We start from the raw sequence: 16892 nt of genomic DNA, 5'->3' as shown, positions 1-16892 counted from the left end.
CTTCTATGTTGTGTCAAGCAGAAATTATTTGCTTGCTTTCTTTGTTTTAACTTTTTCAACTCGTTTGTAAGTGTCGTATACAATCGGAGTCGCAACGAAAATCGAAGAATAAGTACCCACAGCAACCCCGATCAACAGGGCGAATGTGAAGCCTTGTATTGAAGTACCACCAAACAGGAAGATGGCAAGCAATACAACCAAGGTACTTAACGAAGTACTGAAGGTACGACGCAGTGTTGAATTCATCGCTTCGTTCATATTAATTTCATTCGAACGTTTTGGGTGAATCACAAGGTATTCACGGATACGGTCGAACACAACCACGGTATCGTTAATCGAGTAACCAACCACGGTCAGAATTGCCGCAATAAAGGCTTGGTCAATTTCCAGTGAAAATGGCAGCAGGCCATGCAGCATTGAGAAGAAACCAAGGGTGATAATCGTATCGTGAGCCAAGGCGGCAATCGCCCCCAGTCCGAACTGCCAGTTGCGGAAACGAAGCAGAATATACAGGAAGATAATGATCAGCGAGAAGCCGATAGCGATCATCGCGTCATTTTTGATATCATCAGAAATGGTCGGGCCAACTTTCTGAGAACTCATTCGGTATTCTGAATCGAATTTATCCATGTTAACGTCGGATGCGATGAATCCACCTTCCTGCAAACCTTTCAGCAACAGTTGTTCTACTTCATCGTCCACGTCACTTGACAACTCGTCAATTTTATACTCGGTTGTAATTTTAACCTGGTTGGCGCCACCGAATGTTTTTACTTCCGGGCTTTCTCCGTAAACAGCCGCCAATGATTTACCAACTTCAGCTACTTTCACGTTCTCATCCAGGCGAACTACAAACGTACGTCCCCCTTTGAAGTCGATACCATAGTTGAATCCGCGGGTAGCGATTGAAAGCAATGAAATGATGATTAAGGCACCTGAAATGAAGTAGGCGATTTTGCGTTTTTCAAGGAATTTGATTTTCGCGTTGCGCAACCAGTTATCAGTCATCTTAGAGGTAAAGGTTATGCTTTTACCTTTTGACAATTGACGTTCGAAAGTCAAACGAGTCAGGAAGATGGCAGAGAACAAAGAGGTGAAGATACCAATGATCAGGGTTGTTGCAAAACCTTTAATTGGACCTGAACCGAACAAGTAAAGAACGAAACCTGTCAATAATGTTGTTACCTGACCGTCGATGATGGCAGAGTAAGCATTTTTATAACCATCAGTGATCGCTAATTTCAAGCCCTTACCGGCTTTAATTTCTTCTTGTATCCGTTCGTATATAAGTACGTTCGCATCCACCGACATACCAATGGTCAATACGATACCGGCAATTCCGGGCAGTGTTAATACTGCTCCGATTGAAGCGAGCACGCCAATCACAAAGAATAAGTTGGCAAGCAACGCGATGTTTGCAGCCAGACCGGCTTTCTTACTGTAGAAGAAAAGCATGTAACCCAATACCATGATAAAAGCGATCGCGAATGACCATATACCGCTGTTAATGGCTTCCTGACCTAATGAAGGTCCTACGATTTCTTCCTGGATAATGTGTGCCGGAGCAGGCATTTTACCTGACTTCAGAATGTTTGCTAAGTCTTTCGCTTCTTCAACCGATTCCAAACCGGTAATACTTGAACGACCGCCGGTGATTTCACCGTTTACATTCGGGAATGAACGAACATAGCCGTCCAGAACGATGGCGATTGATTTGCCAACGTTGTCTTTTGTCAGACGAGCCCAGATTTTTGCACCTTCCGAGTTCATTGTCATCGACACTTCAGGACGACTACCGAATTGTTCGTAGTCTTGGCGAGCGTCAACAATCACGTCACCATCAAGTGGAGCACGTCCGTCGCGACCGGTTACTTTAATGGCGATTAAACGGTAGTAGTTTTCACCTTCGTCAACAGGTTTCGAAGTCCACATAAATTTCAGGTTACGTGGAATAATTGATTTTACCTGTGGTAATTTCAGGTAGCGATTAACTGTAGCGGTGTCTTTGAAGTGAGATGTACCAACAACCGGTCCCGGATACAATTGTCCGTCAGCGCTAGTACTTGGTTGCATCACTGCAAATAAAGGATATTGCTTTTTGAAGTCAGCCATTTGATCTACAGAAGCTGAATCATTAGAACTTTCCAGTTCTTTCAGCAAGCTGTTGCCGGTTGTATCGGCAGTGGCTGTTGCTTTTTCACTTTCAGTTGTTGCAGCGGCAGCTTCTTTTTCATCAGACAGCGAAAGTACTTCTTTGATCTTTTCGTTTGCCTGCATGATAATCGGGTAAACCTCGCTGTTGTCGTAGGTTTCCCAGAATTCCAGCTTAGCAGTCCCCTGTAGCAGTTTACGAACACGTTCAGGGTTGTCGATTCCCGGCAGTTCAACCAGGATGCGTCCCGGAGTTTGCAGTCTTTGGATGTTTGGCTGTGCAACACCGAAACGGTCAATACGAGTACGAATGATGTTGAACGAGTTGTCGATGGCCGCTTCTGTTTCCTGGCGGATAACTTTCATGACGTCCGCGTTCGACGAGTTGTATTTCACCTTTTCTTTCAGTTCCAGCGTATTGAAGATCGCAGCTAACTGAGCGTTAGGGTCGATTTTTTCAAAAGCTTTTCCGAACAGAGTTACAAAGTCGTCCTGACTGTCGCGTTGCATTTGTTTTGCAAGAGACAGGGCCGCGTTAAAAGTTGTGTCGGTACTGTAGTTTGAAAGTGACTTGATCAAGTCAGCAACAGAAACTTCCAGCGTAACGTTCATACCACCTTTCAAGTCAAGACCCAGGTTCATCTCCAGGGCTTTCACATCTTTATAGGTGTATTTTTTCAATCCAAGGAAGTTGTAAACGGTTGTGCTGGATACTGAATCCAGGTAAACCAATTCCTTCATTTTGTCACCTTGAGCATATTCGCTGGCGTCGTTTTCGACTTTGCGAGCGACAAATGTAAAGGCGAGCTGATAAGCACAAACCAATGCCAGCAAAATGGCAAAAGTTCTGATTAATCCTTTGTTTTGCATTTGGTATAAAGTTTAAAATCTATCGTTTTTATATTGAAAATGATTCGAATAGGGAAGGCGCAATTCTTCCATTGCGGAAATTGGCCTGAGTTTTGGTAATGAATTAAGCAGAAGCGGGACTGTCGTCGGGACTGGAGTGGTGACAACAATTAAATTTCATGAAATGTGCCGAAAGTAAGAAGGTGTTTGGCAAGTTTACCGAATCAGCTTTTAGCAGGTGAAAGGAACGGTAGTTGTGCCAGGCAGCGAGCAAATCATTTTGGCTTCCGGCGAAAACCAAGCCTGAAAACAGTTTGTCGGCACCGCTAAGTAGCTTGAAGGAGCTTAAGGGGGTGACGCAAAATTCAGGTGTGCTAATTGTGCTTTGAGTAGGTTCTGAACGGTGACTCATTTCCTGGGCGAATTGCTCAGATCCCTGATGATAAGTGTCGAATAATACAGCCGAAAGCACAACTGCTGCAAAAAGCAACAAGCGGCAAATCAATTTTCGGGTTATGTATTTTTTGACTTTCATCGACCTCAATTAAATGAGCTAATTAGCTCTGCATTATTTTCAACAGGTCGCAAATATATTCATTTTTAGAGAAAGTGCACCTGATCGTAATCTATTTTAGAACAGTTTTTTTGCTCCTTATTTTTGAATGGGTTTGGTTTGAAAGGAAATGCTTTTGTTCAGGTAATCAATTCGGCAGCCATAAACGGCCAGCACATCGCTTCCTAACAGCCCGGCAACGCGCTTGTCGTGGTATTTTTGGTAGATGTCGTTGACATGCTTCAGATCAATCAACGCGACTTTCAGGTTTTTTATTTTCAGCGGGCCGAATTGGATTTTCGTGATATTTCCCACTTTGGTATCAACCATGCCTTCGTTGATGCCGGCACTCTGATATTGCTGTTTGCTTTGGCTTTCAACCAACGTGAAATAGTGTTCCTGATTTCGGTCGAAAACAGTTTTTGAAGCGCCGGTATCAACAATCCACCAGGCATCTTCTCCGTCCGATAGGCGGCTTTTGAGCATCAGGTGGTAATTGTCTTCTTCCAACTCAATCATTTCAAGGGGCAACTCAATCGTTTTTCGAAACATCAGTTCTCAATTAAATCGTTGTTTTTTCGGAGAGGCTAAATATAAGGGAATTAATTTTCTTCCAAATGTGTAATGTTTAGACCAGGGGAGCGGTTGGCCGGAAAATAAAAATGCCACTACAATTGCAGTGGCATTTTCTATGTTGAAATAGTAGATTTTAAGCTTGAAGTAAGGCATTCGTTTTTTTAACGCCTTCGGCACTGGTCGCTAATTTTTCTTTCTCAGTATCAGAAAGTGAAACCTCAACGATTTTTTCAATTCCGTTTTTACCGAGTACGCAAGGTACACCGATCGAGATATCGTTCAAGCCGTATTCGCCTTCCAGCAACGCCGAACATGGGAACATTTTTTTAGAGTCCAGTGCGATGGCACGAACCAATTCGGAAACTGCTGCTCCTGGAGCATACCAGGCACTTGTACCCAGTAATTTTGTCAAAGTAGCACCACCAACTTTGGTTGCTTCAACAACTTCAGCCATTTTTTCTGCTGAAAGGAATTCTGAAACAAGGGCGCTGTTACGAACTGCTTTTTCAATTAAAGGAACCATTCCAGTGTCAGAGTGTCCGCCGATTACCATTGCCGAAATATCTGATTGCGGGCAATCCAACGCTTCAGCTAAACGGAATTTGAAACGAGCACTATCCAATGCGCCACCCATGCCGATGATGCGGTTTTTAGGCAGACCTGTTGCTTTATGAGCCAAATATGCCATTGTATCCATTGGGTTACTAACAACAATCAGGATAACATTGGGAGAATATTTGATCAGGTTTTCAGCAACTGTTTTTACGATACCAGCATTGATGCCGATTAATTCTTCACGAGTCATACCTGGTTTACGCGGAATACCACTGGTGATAACTGCAACATCGCTACCTGCTGTTTTTGAATAATCGTTCGTTGAACCGGTGATTGTTGAATCGAACCCGTTCAATGAAGCAGTTTGCATCAAGTCCATTGCTTTTCCTTCTGCAACACCTTCTTTAATATCAACTAAAACAATCTCGTCAGCGAAATCTTTAATTGCGATATATTCTGCACAACTAGCACCTACAGCACCTGCACCAACTACTGTAACTTTCATAACTTAATATTTTGATTTTTTTTCACTAATTTTTACGGTAAACAAAGATAAAATCTTTTGTGGATTAGGCGACTGATTTTAATGATCTTTTACATTTTGTCAGAATGACTCCGTGTTTGGAATCAATATTTATGGTCTCTAGAAGGGTTAACTCTTGATTTCAGTCGAGTCGGGTTGGTACAGCAGAACCCGATCACCTTCACTCAGGCCTTTTATGACAACGACATTCTGATCGTCTTCAGCACCCAGTTCAACAGCTTGTTCCACAACTTCACCGCTGCGTTTCAGGTAGACGTAGCGGTTGTCGCCTTTTGAAAAGATGGCTTTGAGTGGTGCCAACAGCTGGTTTCCGTAGTTCGCGAAGATAATGTCGTTGTTGCAGGTCATCCCGGGTTTCAGATCTCCGTCAACATGGTCGAAGCGAATAATGACGCGGAATACTTTCATGTCGAAGCCACTTTTCTCCTCACCCATATTGGCAATTTTAATCACTTTTCCGGTAAAGGTTTTGTTTGGGATCGCATCAACCACAATGCTGGCTGAATCTCCCAGATTGATCTTGGTGATTTCAATTTCTTTGATGTAAGTTTCAACGATAGCGGATGACATGTCGGGAAGGGTGGCCAGCAGCGGCATCCAGGTGCTGATGCGGCTGTCTTTGCTTAGTTTCTTTCCCATAAAATCTTCTCCGATCATTACAATTCCTTCGCCGGGCGATGAAATGCGCATGGCTGCCAAGGCTTGTTGGAATCTGTTGATTAGTTGTTGCAGTTGATAAGCATTCGATTCGTATCGGGAGATTCTAATTTTCAACCTGTTTTGTGCCAGCAGGTAATCCCGTTTCGATTTGTCGAGTTGAATTTGCGCTTTTTGGTAGGCCATCATGGCTTTCCGCTGTTCTGCTCCCGATTCGAATTGGGACATGTCCAGGTCAATCTGTTTGTATTGCAATTCCAGTTTGGCGTTTAATATGTCTTCGCGCTTGGCAGTCAGTGTTACGGTGCTGTCAATGACCGCATTTTTAAGGTCGGCATCAACCTTTTCTTTTCTGGTCATTTGCTCCCGCATGTTGTTCATTAATTCGCTCGGGTCGAGTTGGACGATGAAATCGCCTTTTTTTACTTTCTTCCCTTCCTGGATTATGTCGGTTATTTTGTAACCCCAAACCCGAAATTGGTTATCCTGAACGGCCTCTGGCAGCTCAATTCGGACGGACTTTTCACCTTGAACTTCGCCACGTCCATTGATCGCAGCTACCAGGTTGCCTCGTCGAATCGTTTTGCTATTGCCTGATTCAGTCCCCGTCGTCAACGTGATGACGGCAATTGTGACGATCAAAGTTGCTGCTGCCGCAATGAATAAGATCTTTTTATTTTGTTTCATGAGGATCATTTTTCAAGTAACTTATCGTATTCGGCGGATAGTGTTTCATTCTTTACGAAATCGAACAAGGTTTTCATTCGGAGGGTGTAATAATAGTTCCAGTATTTGCGAACAGCACTGATGTAAGAGCGGCGGGCGGTCTCAAGATCATTTCGGGCGATATTGAGTTTCACGACGTCAACCTTGCCAATCAGGAACCGTTGCAGAGCGACTTCATATCCTTTGTGGGCAACCGTATCGGCCAGTCCGGCAGTTTTTACCTGTTCGGCCTGCAGGTTGAACTCCATAACATCCTGGAAAAGCTCTTGCTCAAAATCGATCTGTGCTTGCTCAATGGTCGCTTTCACAACCTCCCGGTTATACTGAGCCATTTGGTAACGGCCTTTGCGGCGGCCCCAATCGACAATGGGGACACTGATGCCCAGACGCAAACGTTGGCTATTTTCGGGGCTTTTGTAGACTTCTGAAAATTCATTGGATGACTGGTCTAGACCATACACCGCATATATGCTCGAATTGAAACCAGCCTCTGCCTTCGCTTTTGCGACCGATTCATCTTGTTCCAGCAGTCGTTGTTGATGCTCGAGTGTAATTGGGTTATTTTCTAACGCCTTGTCAATTGCCTGGGCGGCCTTAATCTGCATGTCCGGAATATCAGTAGGAATGGTGCAATCGATCACCGTAGTTTTATCTAATCCCAAGAACGAATTCAGGTCGGCCTGGGCCCGCTGCACCTCCGAGTTTGATTCGTTTAAGGATTGTTTAGCTTTCAGTAAATTCAATTCTAAAGTTAGCAAATCGTCCTGGGTTACCGTTCCCACCTGGAAACGACCTTTCCCCAGCCGATAAAGTGTGTCATTGCTGGCCAGATTGTTTTGTGCAATATTGAGTTGAATTTGTGCATCAACCAAGTTGAAAAATTTTGAGGAGGCCGTGATTGACAATGATTCACGGGATTCGATCAGTTCTTTTTTTGCTTTTTCGAATTTGAGTGGTTCAATTTTCGCTTCCCACTTCAGGGCATTGTAGCCGTTCAGACTTTGCTGGTAGCCGATACTAATTGGAGTCGACTGGTAACTGTCGTTCTGGCTGTCGCCGAGGTTTTTAACCATTCCCAGATCGGAACTCAAAAAGAAATTACCTCCGGTAAGCGCTATATTTTGAGTCAGCGAAAGGCTGAAGTCAGAATTCAGGTATTCCCGCTGAACGTATTCTTCTTCGTTGGTTTGAAAGTTATATTCCCGGGTTCGGTAGCGGTTAAAGTCGACCGGCGTGGCCGAGAGAGTCAGGGTGGGCAGACGATCAGCCTTATAATAACGGTATTCCCAGAAACTGGCGCGATACATGTTTTGAATACGAAAGGCATCGATTGAATTTAGGGAGGCCATTTCAATCACGTCGTCCAGGGTCAGCTGCAAGTGGTCGTTCTGCGAAAATGCATTGACCGAAATACTACATACAATTAAAAGGAGTGCGATATATTTCATTGTTGTGTGTTTTTCAGTTTGGTTTTTTTTGAAAAGTTGGGTTGTCATTTTATTGTCGGAGCGATTCAATCGGATCTTTCTTTGCGGCTTTTTTCGCAGGGATGTAACCAAAGGAGATTCCAACAATGGCGGAAACACCAAAGGCGATTACGATGCTGAAAAAGGAAACGATGGTTTTGATGTCAAAGATTGCTGTAATCGCCATGGAAAGGCCAACGCCGAAGATGATTCCGATGAAGCCACCGGTAATGCTAATCAGCGTTGATTCGGCTAAAAACTGGGCGACGATATCTTTCTTGGATGCCCCGATTGATAGGCGCAGACCTATTTCCCTGATGCGTTCCAAAACAGAAGCCAGCATAATATTCATAATCCCGATGCCACCTACGATAAGAGAAATGCCGGCAATGGCACCCAGCACAATGTTGAAAATGTTTTTAGTTCGCTGCTGTTGTTTCAGCAGTAGTTCCGGAATGGTTACCTCGAAGTCGTACAAGTCTGAATGGCGACGTAGCAGCATTTTTTTGACCACGCTGGCTGTCGCGCTGAGTTGCTCGGTTTCCTTCACCTGAATGACAATTTTGCTGAGTTGGTTGATATTCCGGTCTTCATCAATGGCATCATCTTTTTGCTCCATACCGCCTATGATGATGATGCCGCCGCCGCCTCCTTTGTTCGAGTTCACCTTTTCAACTTCGTCGGCACGAATCAGCGAGCGGTCTTTGAATCGAAGCAGCAAAGTTTGTATGGGGACAAATATTTTGTTGTCGGAACTGCTGATGCCCATTTCGTCGGATGCAGATGCCGTGAAGTCACGTCGTTCGGCCACTCCGATAATTTTCAACCATATTTTGCCGCATTTGATGTATTTGCCAACAGGGTCGTCCTGTTTGAAGAAGACGGACTTGACATTGTCGCCGATAATGCAAACGGGTTGCCCCGATTTATCCTGAAAATCGTTAAACAGATGGCCGCTCTGGAGATTGATGTTGAAGAGTTCAAAATAGTTCTCGGTGGTTCCTTCCAGTACAACCGGTTTACTTTTCCCGTCAATCATCGCGGAATAGTTGAATGAAACGGCCGGACATATTTTTGAAACAGAGGGGATAATTTCCTTCATGGCCTGAACATCCATAAGGGTCAGCCCTTTGGAAAATTTTTTGCCTGAGTTTTTTTCGTCGCTGTTATTGGTGTTGTTTTCTCCAACAACAAAATCGGAGGGGGTTACGATGATGTTGTTCACACCAACCATCTTGATTTGTTCCAGGATCTCATGTTCGGCGCCGTTCCCAATTGCCATCATGCTGATAACCGCTGCTACTCCAAAGATGATTCCAAGCGCGGTGAGCAGGGATTTTACCTTGTTGGCAAAAATGGCTTCGATTGCAATGACGATGTCGTGCAAGTATTTTTTGATAATCATTTTAGCTGAATTTTAGGATGGGTTTTACTGGCTAATCACGATCGTTTGGGGAGCGCCGGCCTGAGCATGATCAGGCGATTTGTCCGGTTGCTTTTCGCCTTTCAATTGCTCTTCTTCAGCTTGCTTTTTCCGTGCTTCGATTTCCTGCTTGATCTCTTCGTATATCTCCATCCCTTTCAGCGAAAGTTCCGTCCCGTTGTCCGGTTCATTCAAACAAACAATATCTCCTTCATCCAACCCTTTGGTCACGATCACGTAGTTCTCGTTCGATTCACCCAGTTTAACGATTTGGCGAGTGATTTTTCCGTCGTTCAGATACACAAATTGCAGGCTGTCATTTTTAAAAACGGCATCCACCGGTATACTCAGTGTGTCTTTGTAGAGGTTGGCATAAACCACGTTGCTGGTTGTCATGGCCGGTTTCAGGTCTTTGTCTTCGCCGAACACTTTTATTTTTACTTCGAAAACCTTGGCATCGCTGTTCGGCATCGATTGCCCGATGTTGGCAATGGTGAGCACTTTGCCTGTCATCTTTTTATCGGGGAAGGCATCAATGCCGAGCGCTACGTTTTGCCCTTCCTTGACCTTTGATATATCTATCTCGTTGATGAATGTGCGTGAAATGAGGTTGGTCATATCCGGGATCGTCGCTACGGAACCGTTGCCTCCAACATCGGAACCAACTTTGGTGATGCCCCACGGATTTTTAATGTAGGTTATAATGCCAGATTTTGGAGCTGTAATTGTTAGCGAATTGAAAAGCTCCTGTAGCCCATCGTGGCGCTCTTTTAGTTGGCGGTAGTTAATGAATTGCCGGTTAACCTTATTTTCTTCCTGCTTTCTTTTCAGGACATAAGCATTTTTTTCCTGTTCCAGTTTGCGTGTTGCTTTGTCGTAATCCATTTGCGCTTTTTTCTGGATGGAAGGCGACTCATAAATTGATTCTTTCACAATGATGTCTTTTTCTTCCATATCCAAACTGGCATTGGTAATGGCATCGCGTTGGTTCGATAAATTCAGGTTCGAATCAATTTTTGCGTCTTCGTATTCCGTGAAGGATTTGTCCATTTCGTCCTGCACGTTTTTGATTTGCTCCAGGACTGCTTCCGGATCGAGCCGGGCTACAAAGTCACCAGAGTCCACATAGGTTCCTTCTTCCACCAATTCTGTAATTTTCAGATTCCAAATCCGGAGACTGCGATCAGACAGTTTGGCTGGCACCTGGATGTTTTCTTTGTTTTCTGATTCGATTTGTCCGGAGGAATAGACTTTTACCTGGAAGTCGCCGCGCTTGACTTTGGCGGTTAGTAGAACATTTTCCTCATTTTGGGCCCGAAAGGCAAAAATCAAGATCAGCAAAAGAATGGGAATTAACAGGAAGAATAGGTTTTTTTTGTTTTTCATAACGGCTTTGTTCGGGGTTTGTAAAGGTTGTAAGCAAATTTACGGAACTGTGAATTTATATGAGTAATATTTTCATACTGTTTATGAAATCTTAACAAAAATTGATAGTTTGAGTTATCTTCAGTTGTTTGCCATTGGTGGGATTAATTAAATATTGTTAATCACAATTATTGTACCAAAAAAAAGCCGGTAAATACCGGCTTCCTATTCTATCTGTTAATCTTGCTACAGTTGATTCTGAATGTCTTTAATTAGCTTTTTAGCCAATTCGTCGGCTTTTTCGGGTGACGTGGATTCAGCGTAAATCCGGATAATCGGTTCGGTGTTCGATTTCCTTAAGTGTACCCATTCGTCCGCGAAGTCAATTTTCACGCCGTCAATTGTGCTGACTTGTTCGTTTGTGTACAAGGCTTCAATTTTTTCGAGCACCTTGTCAACATTAATTTCCGGTGTCAATTCAATCTTGTTTTTCGAGATGAAGTAATCCGGAAAGGTTTTGCGTAATTCAGAACATGTTAGCCCCGATTTAGCCAGTTGGGTCAGGAACAGTGCTATGCCGACCAAGGCATCGCGGCCATTGTGGCTGGCCGGATAGATTACTCCACCATTTCCTTCTCCGCCGATGATGGCATTCGTTTCCCGCATCTTGCTAACAACATTTACTTCGCCAACAGCAGCGGCTGCATAACTGCAACCATATTTTTCGGTGATAACGCGAAGCGCTCTCGACGAGGACATGTTCGAAACGGTGTTGCCCGGAGTTTTGGAAAGAATGTAATCGGCAACAGCTACCAACGTGTACTCTTCGTTAAACATGCTGCCATCCTCGCTAATAATAGATAGCCGGTCAACGTCGGGATCAACAACGAAACACACATCAACTTTTTGTTCTTTCACGATCCGGCAGGTGTCAACCAAATTTTCGGGAAGTGGTTCCGGCACATGAGCGAATTGGCCCGTCGCTTCGTCGTTGATGGGCACGATATTTTTAACACCCATTGCTTCGAGCAGGGCAGGAATGGCTATTCCGCCAACGGAATTGACGGCATCGAATGCAACGGCGAAATTCGCTTTTTGTACGGCTTCAACATCGACTAAATTCAGTTCTAAAACCTGGCGAACGTGTTCGGCGGTATAGTCCTTTTCAACCATCTTACCCAAGTCATCAACTTCCGCGAACTCAAAACTTTCTTCTTCGGCATATTTCAGAATGGCAGCTCCATCGGCAGCCGAAATAAATTCACCTTTAGCATTGAGTAGTTTCAGCGCATTCCATTGCTTGGGGTTGTGGCTTGCCGTCAGGATGATTCCGCCGTCGGCCTGTTCTGCCGTAACTGCGATCTCAGTCGTCGGGGTGGTTGCCAGGCCCAGGTTTACAACATCAATGCCCATTCCGGAAAGAGTTGCACAAACCAGTGCATTCACCATCTCGCCACTAATTCGCGCATCGCGGCCAACAACCACTTTTTGTCGAATGGTGGCTGAAACGCTTTTTAGCCATTTGGCATAGGCAGCCGTGAATTTCACGACATCAAGCGGAGAAAGTCCGTCTCCGGGTTTTCCGCCAATCGTTCCGCGGATTCCAGATATAGATTTTATCAAAGTCATATCTAGTATTGTTTGTCAATTCGGTTACATAAAATGAAGATAGCTGTCAACCAGTTTTACAAAGTCCTGGTTTTCGCCATATGTTTTGAAGTTGTTGATTAATTCTTTGTCGTTGAATGAACGAAGTTTCGTAATGGTGTGGTCGATGATTGAAGGCGGAAAAACCGCATCTGCTTCGAAGAATTCCCGGCATTTCTCAAGCTCCAGTGCAGCTTCGTCACAGGAATTCGGAAGGGGCTCGAATTTCGAATCGGAATGCTCGAGAAACAGATTCGCATCCGTCTCCAACCCATCAGCTTTTTTGACTGATTCAGGATTCATCAATCCAGACAGCACTCCGACGATTATTGCAGCGATAAGAAAGTAAGGGTTAGCCGACCCGTCGGCACCCCGGTATTCCAGCGTTTGCCTTGAGGTGAAGTCAGTTGGGTTATCAACATTCTGGTTAGCATGAGCAGAAAGGGATTCCATCCGATTCCATCCCAGCGGAACACGGATTAATGTGGAGCGGTTTTGCATGCCCCAGCAAACTGAGTTGGGCGTTTTCTGTCCGGTCATTAATCGCAAAAACGAAACCGGTGTTGGGTTCGCAAAAGCACATAGGGCAGGTGCCAGGTTGAGCAGCCCTCCAATCATTTTTAAACTGGTTGTTGTCAATGTTTCCTGGTCCATTAACACATTTTTCCCGCCATGTTCAACCATGAAATGGATATGCAATCCGCTGCCTGGTTGGTTAAGGGCAATCTTGGGGATGAAGGTCACATTAACATTGTACTTTAAACCCAGCATGCGTAAAATCCATTTCGCCACCGCCAGCTGGTCTGCAGCATCTTCCGGATCTCCTACAGCGAATTCAATTTCATGCTGCTCGTACAGTTTTTTATTGTATATGAAATTTCCGGTTTCGGCGTGTCCAAAGCGAACTTTGCCGCCACAACGGGCAATTAGTTTTAAGGCTTCAACTCTTAACTTCCCATGAGCAGAATATGGCTCAGAGCCATGATATCCGTTTTCGGCAACGACTGTTCGCTCATCAATATCGCTGATCACATAGTATTCCAGCTCAGCCATCATCTTGATGGTCATCCCGGTGGATTTATTGAACTGATTGCGAGCTTTTCGCAAGATATAAACTGGCGAGCTTTCCAGCGGATCACCATCGGGCGCATAAAACGAGCACAAAATGTCGATTGCCGGGATCTCGGAAAAAGGATTGATGAAAGCCGTTTTATAACGTGGAACCAAATAGAGATCGCTGTTGTTCGGAGGAAGAAATGAAAAAACACCGCTACCATCCACCCGCTCTCCCGAGGTCAGGATCATATCCAGATCCTCTTTGCTGGTTATCATGAAATTGATGGTTTTCAGCTTGCCATCTTCGGCCGTGTATCGAAAATTCACCATTTCAATCTGTCGTTCTTCAACATACCTGATGATGTCTTCTTTAGTAAAAGCCGAAGCCGGTTTTTGCAGGTATTGAACCAGCGGATTTGGGTGTGTTAGCATATTCTGACTAAATGGTTACGAGCTCAAAAATAAGCAGACTTTCGGGAATTAATCGCTTTCGTAAAATAAAAAAGCCCTCTGTAAAACAGAAGGCTCTCGGTATTTATTGTTTTGAATTGCTTATTTCAGTTTGGCAATTTGTTCTTCCATAACCTTAATCTTGGCTTCGGCATCAGCTTGTTTGGCGCGTTCTTTAGCCACAACAGCTTCGGGTGCACCGCTCACAAAACGCTCGTTGCTCAATTTGCCCATCACCGATTTCAGGAAGCCTTTAGTGTATTTCAACTCTTCTTCCAGTTTTTTCAGTTCTTCTTCCGCATCGACCAGTTCACCAAGCGGAACAAAGAAGGTACTCGATTTTACCAGGAATGAACCGGCGCCACTTACTTCTTCTTTTACTTCTGTGTAGGCTGAAAGATTTCCAAGTTTGGCGACTACGGAGTTCAATTCGGCATTGTAGCCTTTGTCGCCCGGCATTACAGAGAGCTCCAGACTATCTTTATTGGCAATGTTGTTTTTTGTACGAATGTTGCGGATGCCTGAAATGATTTCTTTGGCATCTTCAAATTTTTGCAGGAAGTCTGCATCGTAACCATTCGCTTTTGGCCAGCTGCTAATCATGATGCTTTCGCCTTCTTTGCGTTCTTTCAGGTATTGCCAGATTTCTTCACTAACGAATGGCATAAACGGATGAATGAAGCGCAACACTTCGTCGAAGATGTCGATCAGCTCGCTGTAGGTTTTCGCGTCGATTGGTTGTTGGTAAGCCGGTTTTACCAGCTCGAGTAACCAACCTGAGAATTCATCGCGAACAGCCGTGTAGGCATTCATCAGCGCATCCGAGATCCTGAACTTGTCGAAATGATCGTCGGTTTGCGCAACAATTTGGCTGAACTGCTGACGGAACCATTCAATGGCTAATTTCGAATGTTCGGGTTGAGGGATGGCATTATCCACTTCCCACCCTTTTACCAGGCGGAACGAATTCCACAGTTTGGTAACAAAACCGGATCCTTGTTGTGGCAAGCTTTCGTCGAACAGTAAGTCACCACCAGCAGGCGAACAAAGCATCATTCCCACGCGAACACCGTCGGCACCATAAGTGGCAATCAGGTCGAGTGGATCGGGTGAGTTCCCCAGTTGCTTCGACATTTTGCGGCCTAACTTATCACGCACAATACCGGTGAAGTACACATTTTTGAAGCAGGGCTCCTGGCGGTACTCGTAACCCGAAACAATCATTCGGGCTACCCAGAAGAAAATGATATCAGGTCCGGTAACCAGGTCGTTGGTTGGGTAGTAATATTGAATTTCTTCGTTTTCAGGATTGTTGATGCCATCGAAAACAGAGATTGGCCATAACCAGCTCGAGAACCAGGTGTCCAGGCAATCTTCGTCCTGACGCAGATCTTCCAGTTTCAGATCCGGTTGTTTTTCCTGTGCCAGTTGTAGTGCCTTTTCTGCTGATTCGGCTACCACATAACTGCCATCGGGCAGGTAATAAGCCGGAATCTGGTGTCCCCACCACAGTTGTCGCGAGATGTTCCAGTCGCGGATGTTTTCCATCCAGTGGCGGTACGTATTTTTGAATTTTTCGGGAACAAATTTGATGATATCGTCCATTACCGCATCCAATGCCGGTTTCGCCAAATCTTCCATTTTCAGGAACCATTGGGTCGAAAGCTTCGGCTCGATGGGGACGCCGGTACGTTCCGAACAACCTACTTTGTTGGTGTAGGCTTCGGTTTTTTCCATCAGGTCCTTACCGGTTAACTCCTGCTCAATTTCTTGACGAACATCGAAACGGTCTTTGCCGTTGTAGTGAAGTCCGTGGATATTCAGAGTGCCGTTATCGTTGAAAATGTCGATGGTTTCGAGTTGGTATTTTTCACCCAGCATGTAGTCGTTCACGTCGTGCGCCGGGGTAACTTTCAAACATCCGGTACCGAATTCCATGTCAACATAGTCATCTTCGATAACGGGAACCACTCGGTTCACAATCGGAACAATCAATTTTTTCCCGCGGAAACGGGCTGTTTTTTCGTCGTTCGGGTTGACACAAACAGCTACGTCGCCAAAAATGGTTTCGGGGCGGGTCGTTGCTACAACTGCGTAGTCGTCTTCACCCTCTACTTTATATTTTAGGTAATAAAGCTTTCCGCTTTGCTCTTTGTGGATCACCTCTTCATCAGAGAGGGCCGTTTTGGCAGCCGGGTCCCAGTTTACCATGCGCACACCGCGGTAAATCAGGTCTTTTTTATACAGGTCGACAAACACTTTAAGAACCGACTCGCTGCGTTTTTCGTCCATGGTAAAACACGTCCGGTCCCAGTCGCATGAAGCGCCCAGTTTTTTCAGCTGCTCCAGAATGATACCGCCATGTTTGTGGGTCCATTCCCAGGCATGTTCCAAAAACTCTTCACGGGTTAAGTCTGATTTCGAGATTCCCTCGTCCTTCAGTTTGCTAACCACTTTCGCTTCGGTTGCAATCGACGCGTGATCGGTTCCCGGCACCCAGCAGGCATTTTTACCCAACATGCGCGCACGGCGGGTCAGGATGTCCTGGATGGTATTGTTCAGCATGTGCCCCATGTGCAGCACGCCGGTTACGTTTGGCGGCGGAATGACAATCGTGTACGGTTCGCGATCGTCGGGAACAGAGTGGAAAAAACGCTGGTCCATCCAATACTTATACCATTTGTCTTCAACTTCGGCCGGATTATACTTGCTGGGAATCTCCATCGTATCTATTAATTGTGTATTTCGAATGATTTTATTTGAGGCTGCAAAAATATAAAAGTTTGACGAATATGAGGTTATCTGTGGGCGAAGTTGAGCCGGGAAACGAAATTTCGCTTGAATGATAGCTCGGTTTAAGCAGCTACGTAAAGG

The 16892-nt window shown here is 44.9% G+C and carries 11 protein-coding genes; all 11 read right to left on the bottom strand.

The annotated features are described in order from the left end of the window. Positions 1 to 24: 24 nt before the first annotated feature. Positions 25 to 3021: a protein translocase subunit SecDF gene (gene secDF, locus GJV22_RS05050; RefSeq protein ID WP_163709597.1), complete on the bottom strand. Its 2997-nt coding sequence runs from the start codon at positions 3019 to 3021 to the stop codon at positions 25 to 27. Positions 3022 to 3124: 103 nt separating this feature from the next. After that, positions 3125 to 3535: a hypothetical protein gene (locus GJV22_RS05045; RefSeq protein WP_163709570.1), complete on the bottom strand. Its 411-nt coding sequence runs from the start codon at positions 3533 to 3535 to the stop codon at positions 3125 to 3127. Between the two features lie 117 nt (positions 3536 to 3652). Then, positions 3653 to 4105 carry a retropepsin-like aspartic protease gene (locus tag GJV22_RS05040; RefSeq protein WP_163709568.1) on the bottom strand — a complete coding sequence of 151 codons (453 nt, stop codon included), beginning with the start codon at positions 4103 to 4105 and terminating at the stop codon, positions 3653 to 3655. A gap of 157 nt (positions 4106 to 4262) precedes the next feature. After that, positions 4263 to 5189: a malate dehydrogenase gene (locus GJV22_RS05035; RefSeq protein WP_163709566.1), complete on the bottom strand. Its 927-nt coding sequence runs from the start codon at positions 5187 to 5189 to the stop codon at positions 4263 to 4265. A 147-nt stretch (positions 5190 to 5336) separates the two neighbouring features. Then, positions 5337 to 6572, bottom strand: a complete 1236-nt coding sequence (locus GJV22_RS05030) for an efflux RND transporter periplasmic adaptor subunit (RefSeq protein ID WP_163709565.1) — start codon at positions 6570 to 6572, stop codon at positions 5337 to 5339. Between the two features lie 5 nt (positions 6573 to 6577). Next, on the bottom strand, positions 6578 to 8059 hold the full coding sequence (locus GJV22_RS05025) for a TolC family protein (protein WP_163709562.1): 1482 nt from the start codon (positions 8057 to 8059) through the stop codon (positions 6578 to 6580). Positions 8060 to 8108: 49 nt separating this feature from the next. Beyond that, a complete protein-coding gene (locus GJV22_RS05020; RefSeq protein WP_163709559.1) occupies positions 8109 to 9482 on the bottom strand; it encodes an ABC transporter permease in 1374 nt (457 codons plus the stop codon). Positions 9483 to 9506: 24 nt separating this feature from the next. Next, positions 9507 to 10886: an efflux RND transporter periplasmic adaptor subunit gene (locus tag GJV22_RS05015; protein WP_163709556.1), complete on the bottom strand. Its 1380-nt coding sequence runs from the start codon at positions 10884 to 10886 to the stop codon at positions 9507 to 9509. Between the two features lie 225 nt (positions 10887 to 11111). Beyond that, positions 11112 to 12494, bottom strand: coding sequence for a phosphoglucosamine mutase (gene glmM, locus GJV22_RS05010; protein ID WP_163709553.1), 1383 nt, complete (start codon positions 12492 to 12494; stop codon positions 11112 to 11114). Positions 12495 to 12518: 24 nt separating this feature from the next. Then, complete coding sequence (locus GJV22_RS05005; RefSeq protein ID WP_163709550.1) at positions 12519 to 14000, bottom strand: glutamine synthetase family protein; 1482 nt, start codon at positions 13998 to 14000, stop codon at positions 12519 to 12521. 120 nt (positions 14001 to 14120) lie between these two features. Further along, a complete protein-coding gene (locus GJV22_RS05000) occupies positions 14121 to 16742 on the bottom strand; it encodes a valine--tRNA ligase (protein WP_163709547.1) in 2622 nt (873 codons plus the stop codon). Positions 16743 to 16892 lie beyond the last annotated feature (150 nt).

The organism is Mangrovibacterium lignilyticum, assembly GCF_010882175.1.
Classification (GTDB): domain Bacteria; phylum Bacteroidota; class Bacteroidia; order Bacteroidales; family Prolixibacteraceae; genus Mangrovibacterium; species Mangrovibacterium lignilyticum.
The sequence above is the reverse complement of the archived record's forward strand: the minus strand, read 5'-3'. Positions and strand labels throughout refer to the sequence as shown.